15 protein-coding genes are annotated in these 16,210 nt (G+C 63.9%); 13 read left to right on the plus strand and 2 right to left on the minus strand.

The genetic code is table 11. From position 1 onward, the window contains the following. Nucleotides 1-45 precede the first annotated feature (45 nt). Nucleotides 46-720 carry a hypothetical protein gene (locus FJ424_RS07645; protein WP_140656991.1) on the plus strand — a complete coding sequence of 225 codons (675 nt, stop codon included), beginning with the start codon at nt 46-48 and terminating at the stop codon, nt 718-720. 78 nt (nt 721-798) lie between these two features. Here FJ424_RS07645 and FJ424_RS07650 read toward each other — a convergent pair whose 3' ends face one another. Beyond that, complete coding sequence (locus FJ424_RS07650) at nt 799-1,254, minus strand: nucleoside deaminase (protein WP_140656993.1); 456 nt, start codon at nt 1,252-1,254, stop codon at nt 799-801. 181 nt (nt 1,255-1,435) lie between these two features. Between FJ424_RS07650 and FJ424_RS07655 the strand changes: the two genes are divergently transcribed. From FJ424_RS07655 to FJ424_RS07690, 8 genes are all read left to right on the plus strand, one after another. Then, nucleotides 1,436-3,436 carry a pseudouridine synthase gene (locus tag FJ424_RS07655; RefSeq protein WP_140656995.1) on the plus strand — a complete coding sequence of 667 codons (2,001 nt, stop codon included), beginning with the start codon at nt 1,436-1,438 and terminating at the stop codon, nt 3,434-3,436. Then, complete coding sequence (rsmD, locus tag FJ424_RS07660) at nt 3,417-3,971, plus strand: 16S rRNA (guanine(966)-N(2))-methyltransferase RsmD (protein ID WP_140656997.1); 555 nt, start codon at nt 3,417-3,419, stop codon at nt 3,969-3,971. The genes FJ424_RS07655 and rsmD overlap by 20 nt, the downstream gene beginning before the upstream one ends. An 83-nt stretch (nt 3,972-4,054) precedes the next feature. Beyond that, entirely contained in the window at nt 4,055-5,416 is a 1,362-nt protein-coding gene (locus FJ424_RS07665) for a pitrilysin family protein (protein ID WP_140656999.1), read from the plus strand. 2 nt (nt 5,417-5,418) lie between these two features. Next, entirely contained in the window at nt 5,419-6,813 is a 1,395-nt protein-coding gene (locus tag FJ424_RS07670; RefSeq protein ID WP_246677175.1) for a pitrilysin family protein, read from the plus strand. Next, nucleotides 6,810-7,667 (plus strand): patatin-like phospholipase family protein, encoded by an 858-nt coding sequence (locus FJ424_RS07675; RefSeq protein ID WP_140657001.1) that lies wholly within the window; start codon nt 6,810-6,812, stop codon nt 7,665-7,667. Before FJ424_RS07670 ends, FJ424_RS07675 begins: the two co-directional genes overlap by 4 nt. Before the next feature lie 142 nt (nt 7,668-7,809). Beyond that, on the plus strand, nt 7,810-8,241 hold the full coding sequence (locus FJ424_RS07680; RefSeq protein ID WP_140657003.1) for a hypothetical protein: 432 nt from the start codon (nt 7,810-7,812) through the stop codon (nt 8,239-8,241). After that, the gene (locus tag FJ424_RS07685; RefSeq protein ID WP_140657005.1) at nt 8,241-9,107 is read left to right on the plus strand and encodes an alpha/beta hydrolase; all 867 of its coding nucleotides are present in this window, start codon (nt 8,241-8,243) and stop codon (nt 9,105-9,107) included. Before FJ424_RS07680 ends, FJ424_RS07685 begins: the two co-directional genes overlap by 1 nt. A 12-nt stretch (nt 9,108-9,119) precedes the next feature. Next, a complete protein-coding gene (locus FJ424_RS07690; RefSeq protein WP_140657007.1) occupies nt 9,120-9,947 on the plus strand; it encodes a Stf0 family sulfotransferase in 828 nt (275 codons plus the stop codon). On the opposite strand, the gene FJ424_RS07695 is transcribed toward FJ424_RS07690, so the two are convergent. Further along, nucleotides 9,936-11,141, minus strand: a complete 1,206-nt coding sequence (locus FJ424_RS07695; RefSeq protein ID WP_140657009.1) for a cytochrome P450 — start codon at nt 11,139-11,141, stop codon at nt 9,936-9,938. The genes FJ424_RS07690 and FJ424_RS07695 overlap by 12 nt on opposite strands. A 176-nt stretch (nt 11,142-11,317) precedes the next feature. On the opposite strand from FJ424_RS07695, the gene FJ424_RS07700 reads away from it, so the two are divergent. From FJ424_RS07700 to FJ424_RS07715, 4 genes are all read left to right on the plus strand, one after another. Then, nucleotides 11,318-12,241: an Lpg1974 family pore-forming outer membrane protein gene (locus FJ424_RS07700; protein WP_140657011.1), complete on the plus strand. Its 924-nt coding sequence runs from the start codon at nt 11,318-11,320 to the stop codon at nt 12,239-12,241. Nucleotides 12,242-12,259: 18 nt separating this feature from the next. Continuing rightward, nucleotides 12,260-13,117, plus strand: coding sequence for an alpha/beta hydrolase (locus FJ424_RS07705; RefSeq protein ID WP_140657013.1), 858 nt, complete (start codon nt 12,260-12,262; stop codon nt 13,115-13,117). A 291-nt stretch (nt 13,118-13,408) separates the two neighbouring features. Further along, a complete protein-coding gene (locus tag FJ424_RS07710; protein ID WP_140657015.1) occupies nt 13,409-14,452 on the plus strand; it encodes a LacI family DNA-binding transcriptional regulator in 1,044 nt (347 codons plus the stop codon). A 75-nt stretch (nt 14,453-14,527) separates the two neighbouring features. Continuing rightward, nucleotides 14,528-15,775 (plus strand): sugar ABC transporter substrate-binding protein, encoded by a 1,248-nt coding sequence (locus FJ424_RS07715; RefSeq protein ID WP_140657017.1) that lies wholly within the window; start codon nt 14,528-14,530, stop codon nt 15,773-15,775. Nucleotides 15,776-16,210 lie beyond the last annotated feature (435 nt).

The raw sequence follows: 16,210 nt of genomic DNA on the forward strand, positions 1-16,210 counted from the left end.
TTGGCCGGTGGCGACTGAAAGGCTGTTAGAGTGGGACTTTTTGGCATGACCGACAGAACGTTCGCGCGCGCCGCGCTGATGGCGCCGCTTGTGGTATCGGCCATCGCCCTGTCAGGCTGCGTGGGTTCGCCGACCTATGGAACCGACAAGACGGCAGCCGCGCAGCTGTTCGACGATGTCTCCGCGGCTGCCTCGATCACCCCGAAGCGCAAAGATCCGATCGACTACAAGCCGCGTCCTGATCTGGTGAAGCCCGCTCCCGGGCAGAAGGAAAGCCTGCCGCCGCCGCAGCAGAGCATCGAGACGGCGAGCGCCGACTGGCCCGAATCGCCTGAGGCGCGCCGCGCCCGCATCCGCGCCGACGCCACCGCGCACCAGAACGATCCGAATTACCAGCCGGAAGCCGTCGAGGATATCCAGACCAATCCCGAGGCGGTGAAGAAGGCATTGGCCGAATCGGGCTCCAGCCACCCGCCGGCCTGGTCGCCGGATGACAACTCGGCCGCCCGCAGGGCTCAGATCCAGCGCAGCCTTGCCGAACAGAAGCAGGGCGACCCGACCACTCGCAAATATCTGAGCGAGCCGCCGCTTGCCTATCGCCAGCCCTCCGCCGCCGCGCCGCAGAACGAGCTCGGCGAGGACGAGTACAAGAAGGAGCGCCGTCTCAAGGCGCAGGCCGAAGGCAAGAAGGGCGGCTGGTTCGACTGGCTAGGGCTGTGAACAGTCAGTAGTCAGTAGTCAGTAGTCAGTAGTCAGTAGTGACCTACTCACTACTCACTAACCACTACTCACTTCACCTCACCCGCCATTCCGTCTCTCGCGAAAAAAGTCCTTGAGGATGAGGGCGGCGTCGCTCTCGCCGATCCCCGGATAGACGTCCGGCGTGTGGTGGCAGGTGGGTGAGGCGAAGAAGCGCACGCCGTTGACCACCGCGCCGCCTTTCACATCGGCGGCGCCGAAATAGAGCCGCCGCAGCCGGGCGAAGGAGATCGCGCCGGCGCACATCGCGCAGGGCTCCAGCGTCACGTAGAGATCGTGGCCGGTGAGACGTTCGCTGGCGAGCTTCAGGCAGGCCTCGCGGATCGCCAGCATCTCGGCATGCGCGGTCGGGTCCGCCAGCTCGCGCGTGCGGTTGCCGGCTTTCGCGACCACCGTGCCGCCATTGGCGATCACGGCGCCGACCGGCACTTCGCCGCGGCTGGCGGCCGCTTCGGCCTCTTCAAGCGCCAGGGCCATGAAATCCGGTCGTTTCAAGCGGTCTCCATTCCGATTACTCCTCGCCACCCGACAGCGATCCTGTTATCTAGCGCGAGACCTTGAAAACCGGAATCGGTTTTTGCCGCGCTGGCATATGCGCAATAATCAAGATGACACCGCCTGCGCTGGGCGTCCGAAAGGGCGTGCTGCGCTGTAGCAGGTGAAGACGAGCGAAGTAATGAACGACGACAAGAAATCTTCACGCGGGCCGCGCAAAGGCGGCTCGAAACCGGCGGGCCGGCGGGACGGCAAGCCGGCCTACGGCGCCAAGAAGCCATTCGCCAAGCGTGAACGACCGATGGCTGCCGAAGGCGAGCGCCGCGATATCGAAGGCGAGCGCCGCGACTTCAAGCGCAGCTATAAGCCACGCGAGACGGGCGAGGGCGCCGGGCGCGCCGAAAAGCCGTTCCGCAAAGGTCCGCGCCCCGAAGGCAAGCCCTTCGAGAAGCGCGAGGGCCGCAAGCCTTACACACCGCGCGGCGACCGGCCGATGGCCGCGGAGGGTGAGCGCCCTGCGCGCGATTTCAAGCGCAGCTACAAGCCGCGTGAGATGGGGCCGCGTGAAATGGGTGAAGGCGGGGAGCGTGGCGACAGGCCGTTCCGCAAAGGTCCGCCGCGCGATGGCAAGCCTTTCGAGAAGCGTGAGGACCGCAAGCCTTACGCACCGCGTGGCGACCGACCGGCGGCTGCCGAAGGCGATCGGGGCGAACGACGATTCGACCGCCCCAAGCGGGCATTCGACGACCGTCCCAAACGCGATTTCGCCGACCGGCCGAAGCGAGACTTCAGCGATCGTCCACGCGGAGCTGGCGGAAAGCCGGAAGGCGGCTTCAAGCCACGGCCGCAGCCCTCGGAAGCTGCGCCCGAAAGCGGCGAGCGCATCGCCAAGCGGCTGGCGCGCGCCGGCATCGCCTCGCGCCGCGACGCCGAGGAACTGATCGCGGCCGGTCGCGTCAAGGTCAACGGCAAGGTGCTGGACTCGCCGGCCTTCAATGTCGGCGCCAACGACATCATCCATCTCGACGGCACCGAGATCCCGCCGATCGAGCGCACGCGTCTCTTCCTGTTCCACAAGCCGGCGGGCGTCGTCACCACCAACCGCGATCCGGAAGGCCGCAAGACCGTCTTCGACGTGCTGCCGTCCGACCTGCCGCGGCTGATGACGATCGGCCGGCTCGACATCAACACCGAGGGCCTGCTGCTTTTGACCAATGACGGCGGGCTGTCGCGCGTGCTCGAATTGCCGGCCACTGGCTGGCTGCGGCGCTACCGCGCGCGCGTCCACGGCAAGGTCGAGGAGAGCGCGCTCGCCGGCCTGCGCGAAGGCATCGCCGTCGATGGCGTCTTCTACGGCTCGATCGAAGCCTCGCTCGACCGCGAGCAGGGCACCAATGCGTGGCTGACCCTGGGCCTGCGCGAAGGCAAGAACCGCGAGGTGAAGAACATCCTCGGCGCGCTTGGCCTCGACGTGACGCGGCTGATCCGCATCTCCTACGGACCGTTCCAGCTCGAGGATCTTCCCGAGGGCCATGTACTGGAGATCAAGGGCCGCGTGCTGCGCGAACAGCTCGGCGAACGGCTGATCGAGGAATCCGGCGCCAATTTCGATGCCGAGATCCAAAAGCCGTTTTCCAATAAGCCGGTGCGCGGCGGCGGGCCTCGCCGCGAAACGGCCGACCGGCCGAAATTCACGCGCGACGGCGACCACCGGCCGATCGGCGAGGGCGGTCTGATCAAGGCGCGCAAGCGCCGCGAAGGCAGCCGCGACGAGGCGCTGAGCAAGCTCTCGACAAAGCCGGACAGGGCGTTTGGACCGGACCGGGCGTTCGGCGAGCGCGGCCCTAAATCCGACCGCGGCGGTTTCGGCGAAAAGCCGCGTGGTGGCTTCGGCGACAAGCACCGTTTCGGCGGCAAGAAATCCGAGCGCGAGCAGCGGCCGATCGAACCGCCGGGCCAGCGCAAGGCCAATGTCTGGATGGCGCCGGGCGCCCGGCCGATCGGCAAGGGTAGGGCGGAAGCCGATGCCGCCAGGGCCGCCGAGGCGAAGGCGCGCAAGGCATCCTACAAGCCGGGCGGCAAGGGCAAGCCGTTTGGCAAGCCCCGCGCGCGCCCCGAAGGCGATGGCGGCGACAGGCCGCGCGGTCCGAAGAGGGGCGGCAATGCGGATCGTCGGCGGTGAGTTCCGCGGGCGTCCGCTGGCGACGCCGAGAAGCAATGCCATCCGCCCGACCACCGATCGCACCCGCGAGGCGGTGTTCAACGTGCTCGCGCATCGCTATGCCGAAAAGCTCGAAGGCGGCCGCGTGCTCGACCTCTTCGCCGGCACCGGCGCGCTTGGACTTGAGGCGCTGTCGCGCGGCGCCGCCTACTGCGTCTTCATCGAGGAATCGACGGAGGGGCGAGGCCTGATCCGCGAGAACGTCGAGGCCTATGGGCTCACCGGCCGCACCAAGATTTTTCGTCGCGACGCCGCTCATTTGGGTGAGGCTGGCACGCTCTCGCCCTTCGGCCTGATCTTCGCCGACCCGCCCTATGGCAAGGGGCTTGGCGAACGCGCGCTGCGCTCGGCCAAGGCCGGCGGCTGGCTGTTGCCCGGCGCATTGTTCGTGGTCGAGGAGGCGGCCTCGGCGCCGTTCGAGGCAGGCCCGGGTTTTTCCGTTGTGGACGAGCGGGGCTATGGCGAAACGGTCATTCGCTTCATCGAGGTTGGCTAGCGCCGCCTCGAAAATGACTCACAATTCACTTTGCCTTGCCAACAACCTTGCCTATCGTCGCGCAACCGCGACCGGAGAACTTGATGAGACGAACAGGAATTGGGCTGCGCGCAGCGCTTCTGACCAGCGCGCTGGCGCTTGCGGCGGCGGCTCCGGCCCGCGCGGCCGATGACGGCGAGGTCAAGGATTTCCTGCTCGACAACGGCATGGAAGTGGTGGTCATCCCGGACCACCGCGCCCCGATCGTCACCCACATGGTCTGGTACAAGATCGGCAGCGCCGACGAGCCTCTCGGCAAATCCGGCATCGCGCATTTCTTCGAGCACCTGATGTTCAAGGCCACGACCAACCACGCCGCCGGCGAGTTCGACCGCGCCGTGTCCGAGATCGGCGGCTCCAACAATGCCTTCACCTCTTACGACTACACCGCCTTCCACGAGACGGTGCCGCCTTCCGCCCTCGAACAGATGATGGGCTTCGAGGCCGATCGCATGCGCAACCTCATCCTGACAGACGATGTCATCAAGACCGAGCGCGACGTGATCCTGGAGGAGCGCCGTTCGCGCATCGACAGCAATCCGCAGGCGGTGCTCGACGAGGAGGTCGACGCGACGCTCTGGCAGAACCAGCGATACCGCATTCCGGTGATCGGCTGGATGCAGGAAATGGAGCAGTTGAACCGTCCGGACGCGAAAGCCTTCTACGACGCCTACTACCGGCCGAACAACGCCGTGCTGGTGGTGGCCGGCGACGTCGATCCTGACGCGGTGAAGGCGATGGCCGGGCGCACCTACGGCAAGGTCGCCCGCGGCCCGGACCTGCGGCCGCGCATCCGCCCCGTGGAACCGGAGCAGAACACGAAGCGCACGGTGACGCTCACCGACGCGCGCGTCTCGGTGCCGAGCTTTTCGACGCAATGGGTCGTGCCGTCCTATCACACGGCCAAGCCCGGCGAAGCCGAGGCGCTCGACCTGCTTGCCGAGATCCTCGGCGGCGACAACCGCAGCAGGTTGTACCAGCAGCTCGTCGTCAAGCAGGGTATCGCCTCAGAGGCCGGCGCCTACTTCCAGGGCACCATGCTCGACGCCACCAACTTCACCGTCTATGGCGCCCCGCGCGGCGACGCCAGGCTTGCCGATGTCGAGGCGGCTGTCGATGCCGAGATCGCCCGCATCGTCAAGGACGGCGTGAGCGACGATGAGCTGGAGCGGGCCAAGACCCGCTATGTGCGCTCCATGATCTTTGCGCGCGACAAGCAGGACGACATGGCCAACATGTATGGCTCGACGCTTGCCACGGGCGGCAATGTCAAGGACGTCCAGGAATGGCCGGACCGCATCCGCAAGGTGACCGCCGATGAAGTCAAGGCGGCAGCCGCCCGCTACCTCGTGCTCGATCGTTCCACCACCGGCTATCTCTTGCCGCAGCAGCAGGCGGGGAATTGATAATGAGCATGGTTCTTGGCCATACGATCGCTTCTCCTTCTCCGGCGAGCGAGGAAGGCAAGCTCTATCGCGCCGTCGCCACCCTTTGCTTCGCCCTGTTCTTCCTGCTTTTGCCGGTGCTTGCCGCGCGCGCCGAAATGAACATCCAGGAGGTGAAGTCGAACAAGGGCGTCACCGCCTGGCTGGTGGAAGACCATTCGATCCCGCTGGTTGCGATCCGTTTCGTCTTCGACGGCGGCACGGCGCAGGACCCCGCCGGCAAGGAAGGCCTGGTCAACCTGATGACCGGCCTGTTCGACGAGGGCGCCGGCGACCTCGACAGCGAGGCCTTCCAGTTGAAGCTCGACGATGCCGGCGCGGAGATGAGTTTTCAGGCGGCGCGCGATGGCACCTATGGCTCGATGCGCATGCTGTCCGACCAGAAGGACGAGGCTTTTGGCCTGCTGAAGCTGGCGGTGAACAGCCCGCGCTTCGATCAGGCGCCGATCGACCGCATCCGCGCCCAGACACTCTCCGGCATCCTCGCCAATGAGCGGGACCCCAATACGATCGCCCAGCAGCGCTGGCTGCGCGCGATCTATGGCCAGCATCCCTACGCGCGGCCGGACGAGGGCAACAAAGACAGCCTCGAAACCATCACTGCCGACGACCTCAAGGCCTTCCACAAGGCGAACTTCGCCCGCGGCGGCCTGCATGTGGCGGTGGTGGGCGATATCGACGCCGCCACGTTGAGCGGCAGGCTTGACGAGGTGTTCGGCGACCTGCCGGACAAGCAGACGCTGGCGCCGGTTGCCGACATCACGCCCAAGCTCGGCCAGCAGCTCGAAGTGAATTACGATCTGCCGCAGACCTCCCTGCAGCTTGCCTGGCCGGGCGTGAAGCGGAGCGATCCCGATTTCTACGCCGCCGTGCTGATGAACGAGATTCTCGGCGGCTCGACTTTCACGTCGCGCTTGTATGAGCAGGTGCGCGAGAAACGCGGCCTTGCCTATAGCGTCAGCTCCGATCTCGTCGATCACGAGCATTCCAACGCGCTGCTGGTGACGACGGCGACGCGTTCCGACCGCGCCGCCGAAACGCTTTCGATCGTGCGCCAGGTGGTGAAGGATATGGCCGAGAACGGCCCCACCGAGGAGGAGCTCGCGGCCATCAAGAAATACATGGTGGGCGCCTACGCCATCAGCAATCTGGATTCGTCCAGCTCCATCGCCGCGACGCTGGTGGAGCTGCAGGTCGATGATCTCGGCATCGATTATGTCAAGCGGCGCGCGGCTCTCATCAACGCGGTGACGCTGGCCGACGTGAAGGCGGCGGCGAAGAAGCTCCTGTCGGCCGACCCCGCGGTGATGGTCATCGGGCCGCCGCTGGTGCAGGTGGCGGGAGGCGGCAAGGGATGAGCCCGACCTTCGGGGTGGCCTTTGGCGGCGGCGGCGCGCGCGGTCTCGCGCATATCCACATCATCGAGGCTCTCGACGATCTCGGCATCAAGCCGGTGGCGATTGCCGGCTCGTCGATCGGCGCCATCATGGGCGCCGGCATGGCGTCGGGCATGAAGGGTGCCGAGATTCACGATTATGCCCGATCGATCCTCGGCAGCCGGGCTGAAGTGGCCGCGCGCATGTGGCGCTCGCGGCCGGGCACGATCGCTGAGGCCATGCAGGGCGGCATCCGCGTCAGCCAGTTCAACATCGAGCGCATTCTGAAGGCTTTCCTACCCGAGGCGATCCCGCAGACATTCGAGGCGCTGAAGGTTCCGCTCAAGGTTACGGCGACCGACTATTTCGGCCACAGCCTTGCGGTATTCGCCGAAGGCGACCTGCATTCGGCGCTTGCCGCATCGGCGGCTATCCCGGCGGTCTTCCGCCCGGTGACGCGCGAGGGCCGCGTGCTGATCGATGGCGGTATCTACAACCCCGTGCCTTTCGACCTCATCGAGAAGGACGCCGACATCATCATCGCCGTCGATGTCGTCGGCGCGCCGAGCGAGGCCGAGCGCAGGCATCCGACCACAGTCGACCTGATGTATGGCGCCACCCAGCTGATGATGCAGTCGATCATCGCCAACAAGCTTAGGCAGCACCCGCCGGACATTCTGATCCGGCCGAATGTCTCGAAATACCGCGTGCTCGAATTCCTCAAGATCGAGACGCTGATGGCCGAGACGGTCGAGATCAAGGACGAATTGAAGCGCGCCGTCGAGAAGGCCGTGGAAGCGCATGGCGGCAGGCGGGGAGAAGGGCGGTTTAGGTAGATCCGTGGAAGGCTCAGGCCTCGGCCAGGCTGGATCGCCGGTGTAAGCCGCCTCTCGACCTGTCGCGGCGCGCATTTTACCACTAGCGGCGAACAGACCGCACATCATAATGTCGCGCCCATTCGAAGTGCCTTGAGGCCGCATGACCAAGCTCCTTTTCACCCGCGTTCCTTTCAACCCGGTCTCTCTCGGGCTCGTCTGCAATTTCATTGCGCACTATCCGCCCTTCGACGGATACGAGTTTGGACAGATGGTGAAGTCCTTGCGCTACCAGATCGAGCAGCAGACGCACCTCATCGGTTCCATCGACGATGCGATCGTCGCTTACGTCGGCTGGATCGTGACCAGCCGCGAAATTGCCGAGACGTGGGTTGCAAACAGAGGGCCACTCAACCCCGATCCCGGCGGCAACGCGATTGCCGCGACGATTATGGCTACGCGCTCGTCCTCGCACATCCTGCCGATGATCAAGGAAGCGAAACTGCTCAACCTCGACAAGTCGGTCTACTGGAAGCGCGATTTCATCGACGCCCGCGGTGCCATGAAACGCGCCGTTCGCAAGCGGGACGCGTGATGGAACAGGCTACCCCAGGCGAGGCGCTGACCCAGGAAATCCTGATCCGCCTCGGCGACCGTTACGCCTCGATGTTCGTGCGCATCTGGCAACCGGCCGGCCAACCGCGCGGCACCGTGTTCTGCCTGCACGGCTTTGCCGGCAATGGCTGCGATTTCGATTACCTCGCGTCCTTCCTCTGCCGCAACGGCTATCTGGTGATCTGCCCCGACCTGCTCGGACGGGGGCGCAGCGCCTATCTCGGCGCGGGCTACGATATGGATCTCTATTCCAGGTGCCTGCGCGCGCTCAGCCAGTTTGCCGGCAAGGAGAACCATTTCGTCGGCACGTCATGGGGCGGGCTGATCCTGCTTCTCTTTCTCTACGCGAACCGCGGCAGCGTCGACAGGATCATCCTCAACGATGTCCCCCTGATTGGCGGGCCGAAGGTCGATGCTTTGCGAAACGAAGCCATCCGCGAAGCCGCGCTTGTATTCCAGACGCGCGCCCAGGCAGGGGAATATCTGCGTGCCTCAAATCCAGGCATGGGGCGGGTGGAGAGGCCGGTCCTCGACCGCTTCATCGATAACAGAATTGCCGCGAGGGCTGGCGAGTTTCGTTTGGCCTACGATCCGGCCACGACCGGGAATTTCGAGGCCATGACCGGCCGCGAATACGACCTGTTTCCCATGGTCGCTAAGCTCGACGCCCAAATCATGCTATTGTACGGTCGCGAGAGCGTATTTATCGACAGGCAGGCCTTTGAGCGGACCCGTTGCGTCCGACCCGGTCTTTGCATCGTCGACAATATCGATGTCGGCCATCCGCCGTCGCTGATGACGCCCGATCAGGCTCTCCTGATCTTCGGGTTTCTGTCCGCCATGTGAGCAGTATCCGTCATGGCGGCATCGCACTTCGATGAAACATATACCCGATTGCTCTCAGCTGATCTCGATCGCGACGACGCGGCCGAAAATCCGTATAGAATCCTGATTTGCACCACGCCGAGAACCGCCGGCCATACCTATTGCCAGGTCATGCGGCATTTTGGACTTGGCCTGCCCACCGAATACTTCCAGTGGCAATTCGCGGTACCGCTCATGCGGCGCTGGACGGGAGACGACACATTCGACGTCCCGGCGCTCGATCGCGGTGCGTCGTCATATGGAAAGCATCTTCTGATGCGGCGCTCAGTCGAAGGCGTATTCGCGGCCAAGCTGTTTTTCGGCAATCTGGACTTCGCCCGCCTCTCGATCGGCGAGGATGATGCAAGCTCGTTCTATGTATTCCTATCCCGCCGGAACAAAGTCGATCAGACGGTCAGCCTGCTTTCGATGCTGCATACTGGTCAGCCATTCGATGGCGGGGAAACGCTGCCCGGTGTCCCTATGTTGAGAACGATAAGTCAGAAGGCGGTTATTGACACCGTGCGACACATCGCGGACTCCGAGGCAAAGTGGCGGAGCTACCTTTCGACCATTGACGTGACGAGGGTTGCTCATGTGGCCTATGAGGATTTCGTCGTCAATCCCCACGACAATGTGAAGGCGACGATGCGGAACTGGTTTCCAGCCCGCAATCTGCGCAATGATGCCCTCGCTGCAAATGGTCGCTACAGCAACGACGCCTCCGTAAAGTCGATTATCGCAAGACAGTTCGGAGGCTTGATCCGTCAACTTTGGCGCGACATGCCTGTCGAGGCGGAGCAGAGCCGATCAGCGCCTTGACATCTGGACGGACATGCCGCTCGCCGGGCGCAGCGCCAGCGCATAGTCGAAGCGGATAACGTCGTCGGCGCGAGTAAAGGCGAACTGGCGCACGACCGCGCGAACCGCCTGCTCCACCTCGAGTCGGCCCAGGCGTGCGCCCCCGCACATACGCGGTCCGGTTAGGAAGGGAATAAAGGCGCGGCGGTCGAAACTGTTGTTGATGAACTCCTTGCGGCTGGCATTGAAAGTCCTCGGATTTTCCCAGAATTCAGGATGCTGGTGCACACCGACGACGGACAGCATGATAAGTTGCCCGGCCCGTAGCGACGTGCCATCCAGAACCGCATCGGTGCTTACTTCGCGGGTGAGGAACGGTATAGGTGGGAAATAGCGCATCGTCTCGTTGATGAAGCAGTCAGTAAACGGTGTCTGTGCCTTGCCGTCAGCAATCTCACTATAGATACGCTCCTGCACCTGCTGGTTGGCGCCGAGCCTATCGATCACCCACTGCACTGTCGTGACGGTGGTTTCGACGCCAGCGAACAGATTCATCACGAATTCTTCGATCGGGGAAAAGCCGTCGATCCCGGCTGCTCTTTCCGAGAAACGGTCCATTTCCGCGGCCGCCCGTGGATCCGCCATCAGTTGCGAACCGAAATCCGCGATGACCGCGCGGGCATCTTGGATGGCGCTGTCTCTTTCGGCATTGGTTGGCGTGACCCAGGAATAATACTGCAGGCGGCGCAATGTCTCACGGACTCGGTCGAAAAGCACAGCGGTTGGTCGCGCTTCCGCGACAAGTCCGAAGGCCTGATAGAAAATGGTCATGGCGCCGGTGAAAAGCGCCTGGTGGATTCCTGCGAGGGAGGTCTCGCAATCGGCAAGGTCGCCGCTGAATATATCCGACACGCTTTGCCCATGGGGGGGTTTGGCCGCCGCGAGATAGCGATCCTGGGTGATGGCGCGTCTTGTCGCCCATTCCTCGTCATTGGTGTTGAAGCGGCTGAAGCCGAGGGCCGAGATCAGCGAGAAGTTCTTCCGGAACAGGGCAGGCGACTTGACGATCTCGTCGACGCTCTCCGGATGGTCGAATACGATGAGGTTGCCGATTTCCTTAGCGCCGGTTGCTCGTCCATCATCCTGCCCGCTCCGCGCGAATAGGTTGTAGACGAGATTGTTGAGCATGCCTTCGATTTGCGCTGGATCGCTCACCCTACCTCCATGTCTGAACGCACGACCACCTCGGTATTCGTTCAGCTAACGATGTCCCTTATTGTTGCAAAAATGCGACAGTCGCGCCGCAAAGTCGCTGGTATTCCGCAGCGGCAATAGGCGGTTATAAACTTGTCTGCAATAACAACCCGGCTGGAATCTGGGTGGGGACTTAAATGCATTCGCAGGGCACGGGTAAATTTTTAGCTACGGTGGCGGCTTCGGCTGCCTCCCTAACGGCAACAGGCGTGGCCACGGCTAACGCAACCGAGGCGCAGCCCTCGGATCAGACGGTCATCGATTCGCGCATCAAGATGTCGTTCGAAGGCTCGTACTTCTGGAACAATCTCCATAACGACGACAAGCTGAGCAGCGACAAGCTGGGTAAAGGCAACGGTGATATTTCCGGGGCAGTTTCGCTGACCAAGCAGATCTCTCCGGACTGGGATTGGCGTCTTGCCGCCGCTGTCCAACTCGGCAAGGACCGCTCTGCCCTCCTCTTCGAGCAGCCTGAGACGAACCCTGACGGCCTTGTTACAGGGACTTACAGCGACGGCTACAGCTTCCAGACTTTCGATTTTGACGTCGGCAAGCACGTCAAGGTGCAACAGGCCGATATCCGTTTCTTCGGCGGCCTGCGGCTGGTGCATTCCGATGAAACATTGGGCGAGATTTCTGAAAAGTTCACCCCCACCAATCCTGCCGACAAGGGCATCGCCGCTGACAAGATCGGTACGGCCGAGTACTGGGGCATCGGCCCGCGCGTTGGTGCGGAAGCTTACTATCCGGTTGGCGAGAACTGGGGCCTGACAGGCTCGGCTTCGGGCGCAGTCATGTGGGGCCGCCGCACCGCGCGTGTCGGTGTCAATATCTCGTCCACAAACCCAGACGAACACTTTTCCGAAACTCTGGCCAGTCAGGGCTCGAATGAAACGGTCTCGAACCTCGACGCATCGCTTGGCCTGAGCTGGACGCCGATAACGAACGCTACCTTCACTGCTGGTTACAAGATCGAGGCGTGGCACAATCTGCTTGTGAACGCAGATCACAAGAATCAGGTTTTCCAAGGCCCGTTCCTGCGCCTCGAAGTAAAGATGTGATCGCGGCGGCCGGTCAGGGTGACTTCGGAGACAGGTTTCGAGTCCAGGTTCGCATCTAACAGGAACGTCAAACTGCATTACGTCGCGGCGGGCTCCGGCCCGCCGATCCTTTTCCTGCACGGCCTTCCTGACCATGGCCTTGGTTGGCGCAGGCAGATCGAGGCTCTACGCGGCAGTTTCAGGGTGCTGGCACCGGATTTGCGCGGATTCGGGCGAAGCGACGCGCCGCGGGGACATGCCCACTACACGCTGCTGCCGCATCTGGTCGAGGACGTGCTTTCGGTGCTCGTGGCCGAACAACTCTCCCAGGCCTCGATCGTCGGTCATGACTGGGGCGGGACCATTGCCTGGTGGCTGGCCATGCGGATCCCGCAGGTGGTTCGCCATCTGGTTGTCCTTTCCTCCCCTCATCCGCGCAACTATCTGCGCGCCATCGCCGATCCAGCCAACGCCCGGTATTTCGCCTATGTGCGCCGCTTCCAGGAGGCAGGCGCGTCCGCCATGCCGGCGCCGGAGGAGCTTGCCGGATGGGTCGCCGACGAGGCCGACCGACAGGCTCTCGCAGCGTCGCTCCGGCATTCCGATCCGGAGGCGATGCTGGGTTACTACAGGGCCAACATTCCGCTCGGCAGGGTGCCGGACATCGGTCAATTGCCTCTGGTCAAAGCACCGACGCTGGTGATGTTCGGCGCCCACGATCCCTATGTTCCGGCCAGTGCTTTCGAAGGCACATTCCGCGAAGTCGACAACATCAGCTCCGTGGTGGCGCTGCCCGACGCCGGCCATTTCATCCATCATGAGGCCGCCACCTTCGTCACGCGTGAGATCGAGGGTTGGGTGTCGCGGCCGCTGTCGAGCTTTCGGGTCGCGGGATAGAGACGCGATCGGCAATCGGCAGCGCGAACCGTCGCAGTGCAGATGCGAGCTGATGAGTGGGAGCCGGGCAGCGTCAGCACGGTTGCCACTTTGAGCCCTCGTTGCTGTAAGGTTTCCGGACAAGGCGTTGGGCCTTCTTCATGCCCCCTTGCGTTCACCCTTGTTTTCGGATTAGATTTCGCTTGAGAAAACCTTTTCCCAAATCGCCCTGCGCTTGCTGACCTCATCCGTCATCACCACGCAGGCCGATAAGAGAAAACCTTTTCCCAACTCAGGGAATGGTTGCACGATATGTCTTCGGATGCCTCACCTGTCTCCGCCAAGCCGCCGGTCACGCTGCGCGAGGTCGCTGCCGCGGCCGGCGTCAGCGTCGCCACGGCGTCGAAGGCGCTGAACGGGCAGGGGCGGATGACGGCGGAGACGCGCGAGCGCATCCGCGAGACGGCGCGGCTGCTCGGCTTCCGGCCGAACAACCTGGCCCAGAGCCTGTTGCGAAAACGCTCCTTCACCGTCGGGCTGCTCACCAACGATACTTATGGCCGCTTCTCGCTGCCGCTGATGGCCGGCGTTTCGGATGCGCTGGTCGACAAGGGCGTCTCGGTGTTCCTGTGCAATGTCGAGGACGACCAGCGGCTCGGCCAGCTGCATGTCGAGGCCATGCTCGACAAGCGCGTCGACGGCATCGTCGCCACGGGAAAACGCATCGACCGCCATCTGCCGGTGGATCTCTCCAACCTGCGCATTCCGGTCGTCTACGCCTTCACCCAGCCCGATGCCGGCGCGGTCGGCCTCGTCTCCGACGATGCCGGCGGCGCGCGGCTGGCGGTAGAGCAGTTTGTGCGGTTCGGGCGCCGCCGCATCGCCCATGTCACCGGACCGGCGAGCTTCGCGGTAGTGCATACGCGGGCCGAGGCTTACCGCGACGTCCTGACGGAGAACGGCCTGGCCTTGAGCGAGCCTCTGCTGGGCGCATGGTCGGAAGCCTGGGGCCACGATGCCGTGGCAAGACTGTTCGGCAAGGCGGGCAGGGAAGGCTGGCCGGACGCCGTCTTCTGCGGCAACGACCAGATCGCCCGCGGCGTCATCGATGCGCTGCGCGAGCGTGGTATCCGCGTGCCCGAGGATGTTGGCGTCATCGGCTTCGACAATTGGGAGATCGTGGCCGAGGCGACGCGTCCGCCGCTGACTTCCATCGACATGAACCTGGCGAGCCTCGGGCGCGAGGCCGGGCTTGCCCTGCTTTCGCTCGTCGACGGCCAGCCGGCCGTGCCGGGCATCAGGAAACTGCCGTGCCGGCTGGTGGTGCGTCAGTCATGCGGCAGTCCGCCGCAATGAAGCAACAAGGCTACGCGCCCGAACAAGCAGGGCGGCGTGGCCAGAACAGGGAGGAGAACCATGAGGAGGAGTAAGATGAAGACCATTTTTGCCAGGCTGGCGCTTGCGGCAGCCGTCATTGGTGGCGGCCTGCAGGCGGCGTCCGCCGAGACCGCCAACATCTGGGTGCGCGCCGACGGCTCGAACTTCATGCCGCGCATCGTCGACGCCTTCAACAAGGCGAACAAGGACCAGGTCAAGCTCGACATCATCCCCAACGCCGAGATCATCCCGAAATATGGCGCGGCCGCCGCCGGCGGCACGGCGCCCGACGCGCTCTCGCTCGACCTGATCTACACGCCGTCCTTCGCCGCCGCCGGCCAGTTGGAAGACATCACCGACTGGGCGAAATCCTTGCCCTATTTTTCGAGCCTGTCGCCGGCGCATGTGAAGACCGGCACCTATAAGGACCGGATCTACGGCCTGCCGTTCTCGGCCGACGCCTCGGTGCTGATCTGGAACAAGAAGCTGTTCAAGCAGGCGGGGCTCGACCCTGAGAAGGGCCCGACCAATTGGGCCGAGATCGAGGCCGACGCCGAGAAGGTCAACGCGCTTGGCGGCGACATCAAGGGCTTCTACTTCTCGGGCAATTGCGGCGGCTGCAACATCTTCACCTTCACGCCGCTGATCTGGGCCTCGGGCGGCGACATCCTGTCCGAGGACGGCTCGAAGGCGACGCTCGACAGCCCGCAGTTGCGCGGCGCGATCGACCTCTACCGCTCGATGGTCAAGAAAGGGCTGGTGCCCGAGGGCGCGCAGACCGATACCGGCGCCAATTTCTTCGCCGCCTTTGCCGGCGGCAAGATCGGCATCTCGCCGTCCGGCGCCTTCGCCATCGGCGCGCTCAACACGCAGTATCCGGACGTCGACTACGGCATCACCTTCCTGCCGGGCAAGGATGGCGGCTGGTCGTCCTTCGCCGGCGGCGACAATTTCGTCGTCACCAAGGGCACCAAGAAGATCGCCGTGGTGAAGGAGTTTTTGGACTTCGCCTATTCGCTCGAGGGCCAGACCATCCTTGCCAAATATGGCAGCCTGCCGGTGCGCAACGACATCGCCAAGGATGCGCTCAAGGATCTCGACCCGCGCTACCAGGTGGCGGCCGAGGCGATGGCCAAGGGCAGGACGCCCTATTCGGTGGTGTTCAACGACCTGATCAACTCTGCCAACGGTCCGTGGACGCAGATGGTCAACGAGGTGTTCTTCGGCGACGACGTCGACGGCGCCATCAAGAACGCGCAGGATACCATGCAGTCGATCATCGACCAGGCGCCGAACAAGTAACACAGGGCCAGCCGGCGGCGAGGATCGCGCAACGCCTCGCCGCCAAGGCTCTGACCGGCCGCCCGCTCCGTCTCCCTGGCCGGGCGGCCGGATGATCCATCGCTGAATGGCAGGGACTGACGCGTTGAGAAAAGACCCCTTCATCCGGCCGCTTCGCGGCCACCTTCTCTCTGGTGGGGAGAAGAGTTTGGCGCCGACGCTTGCGATCTCCTCTCCCCTTGGGGAGAGGTCGGATTGCCCCGGATTGCCCTTCGCAATCCGGTCGGCAATCCGGGTGAGGGGGCGCAGGCGGGCTGGCTCCACCTTCTCCCCTTGTGAGAGAAGGTGGCCGAGCGAAGCTCGGTCGGATGAGGGGCGCTCCAGAGAACGCCGACGCCTCACTCCGCTGGAACACCCCTCATCCGTCTCGGCGCTGCGCGCCGATCCACCTTCTCC

It is taken from the genome of Mesorhizobium sp. B3-1-8 (assembly GCF_006439495.1).
In the GTDB taxonomy this organism is placed as follows: domain Bacteria; phylum Pseudomonadota; class Alphaproteobacteria; order Rhizobiales; family Rhizobiaceae; genus Mesorhizobium.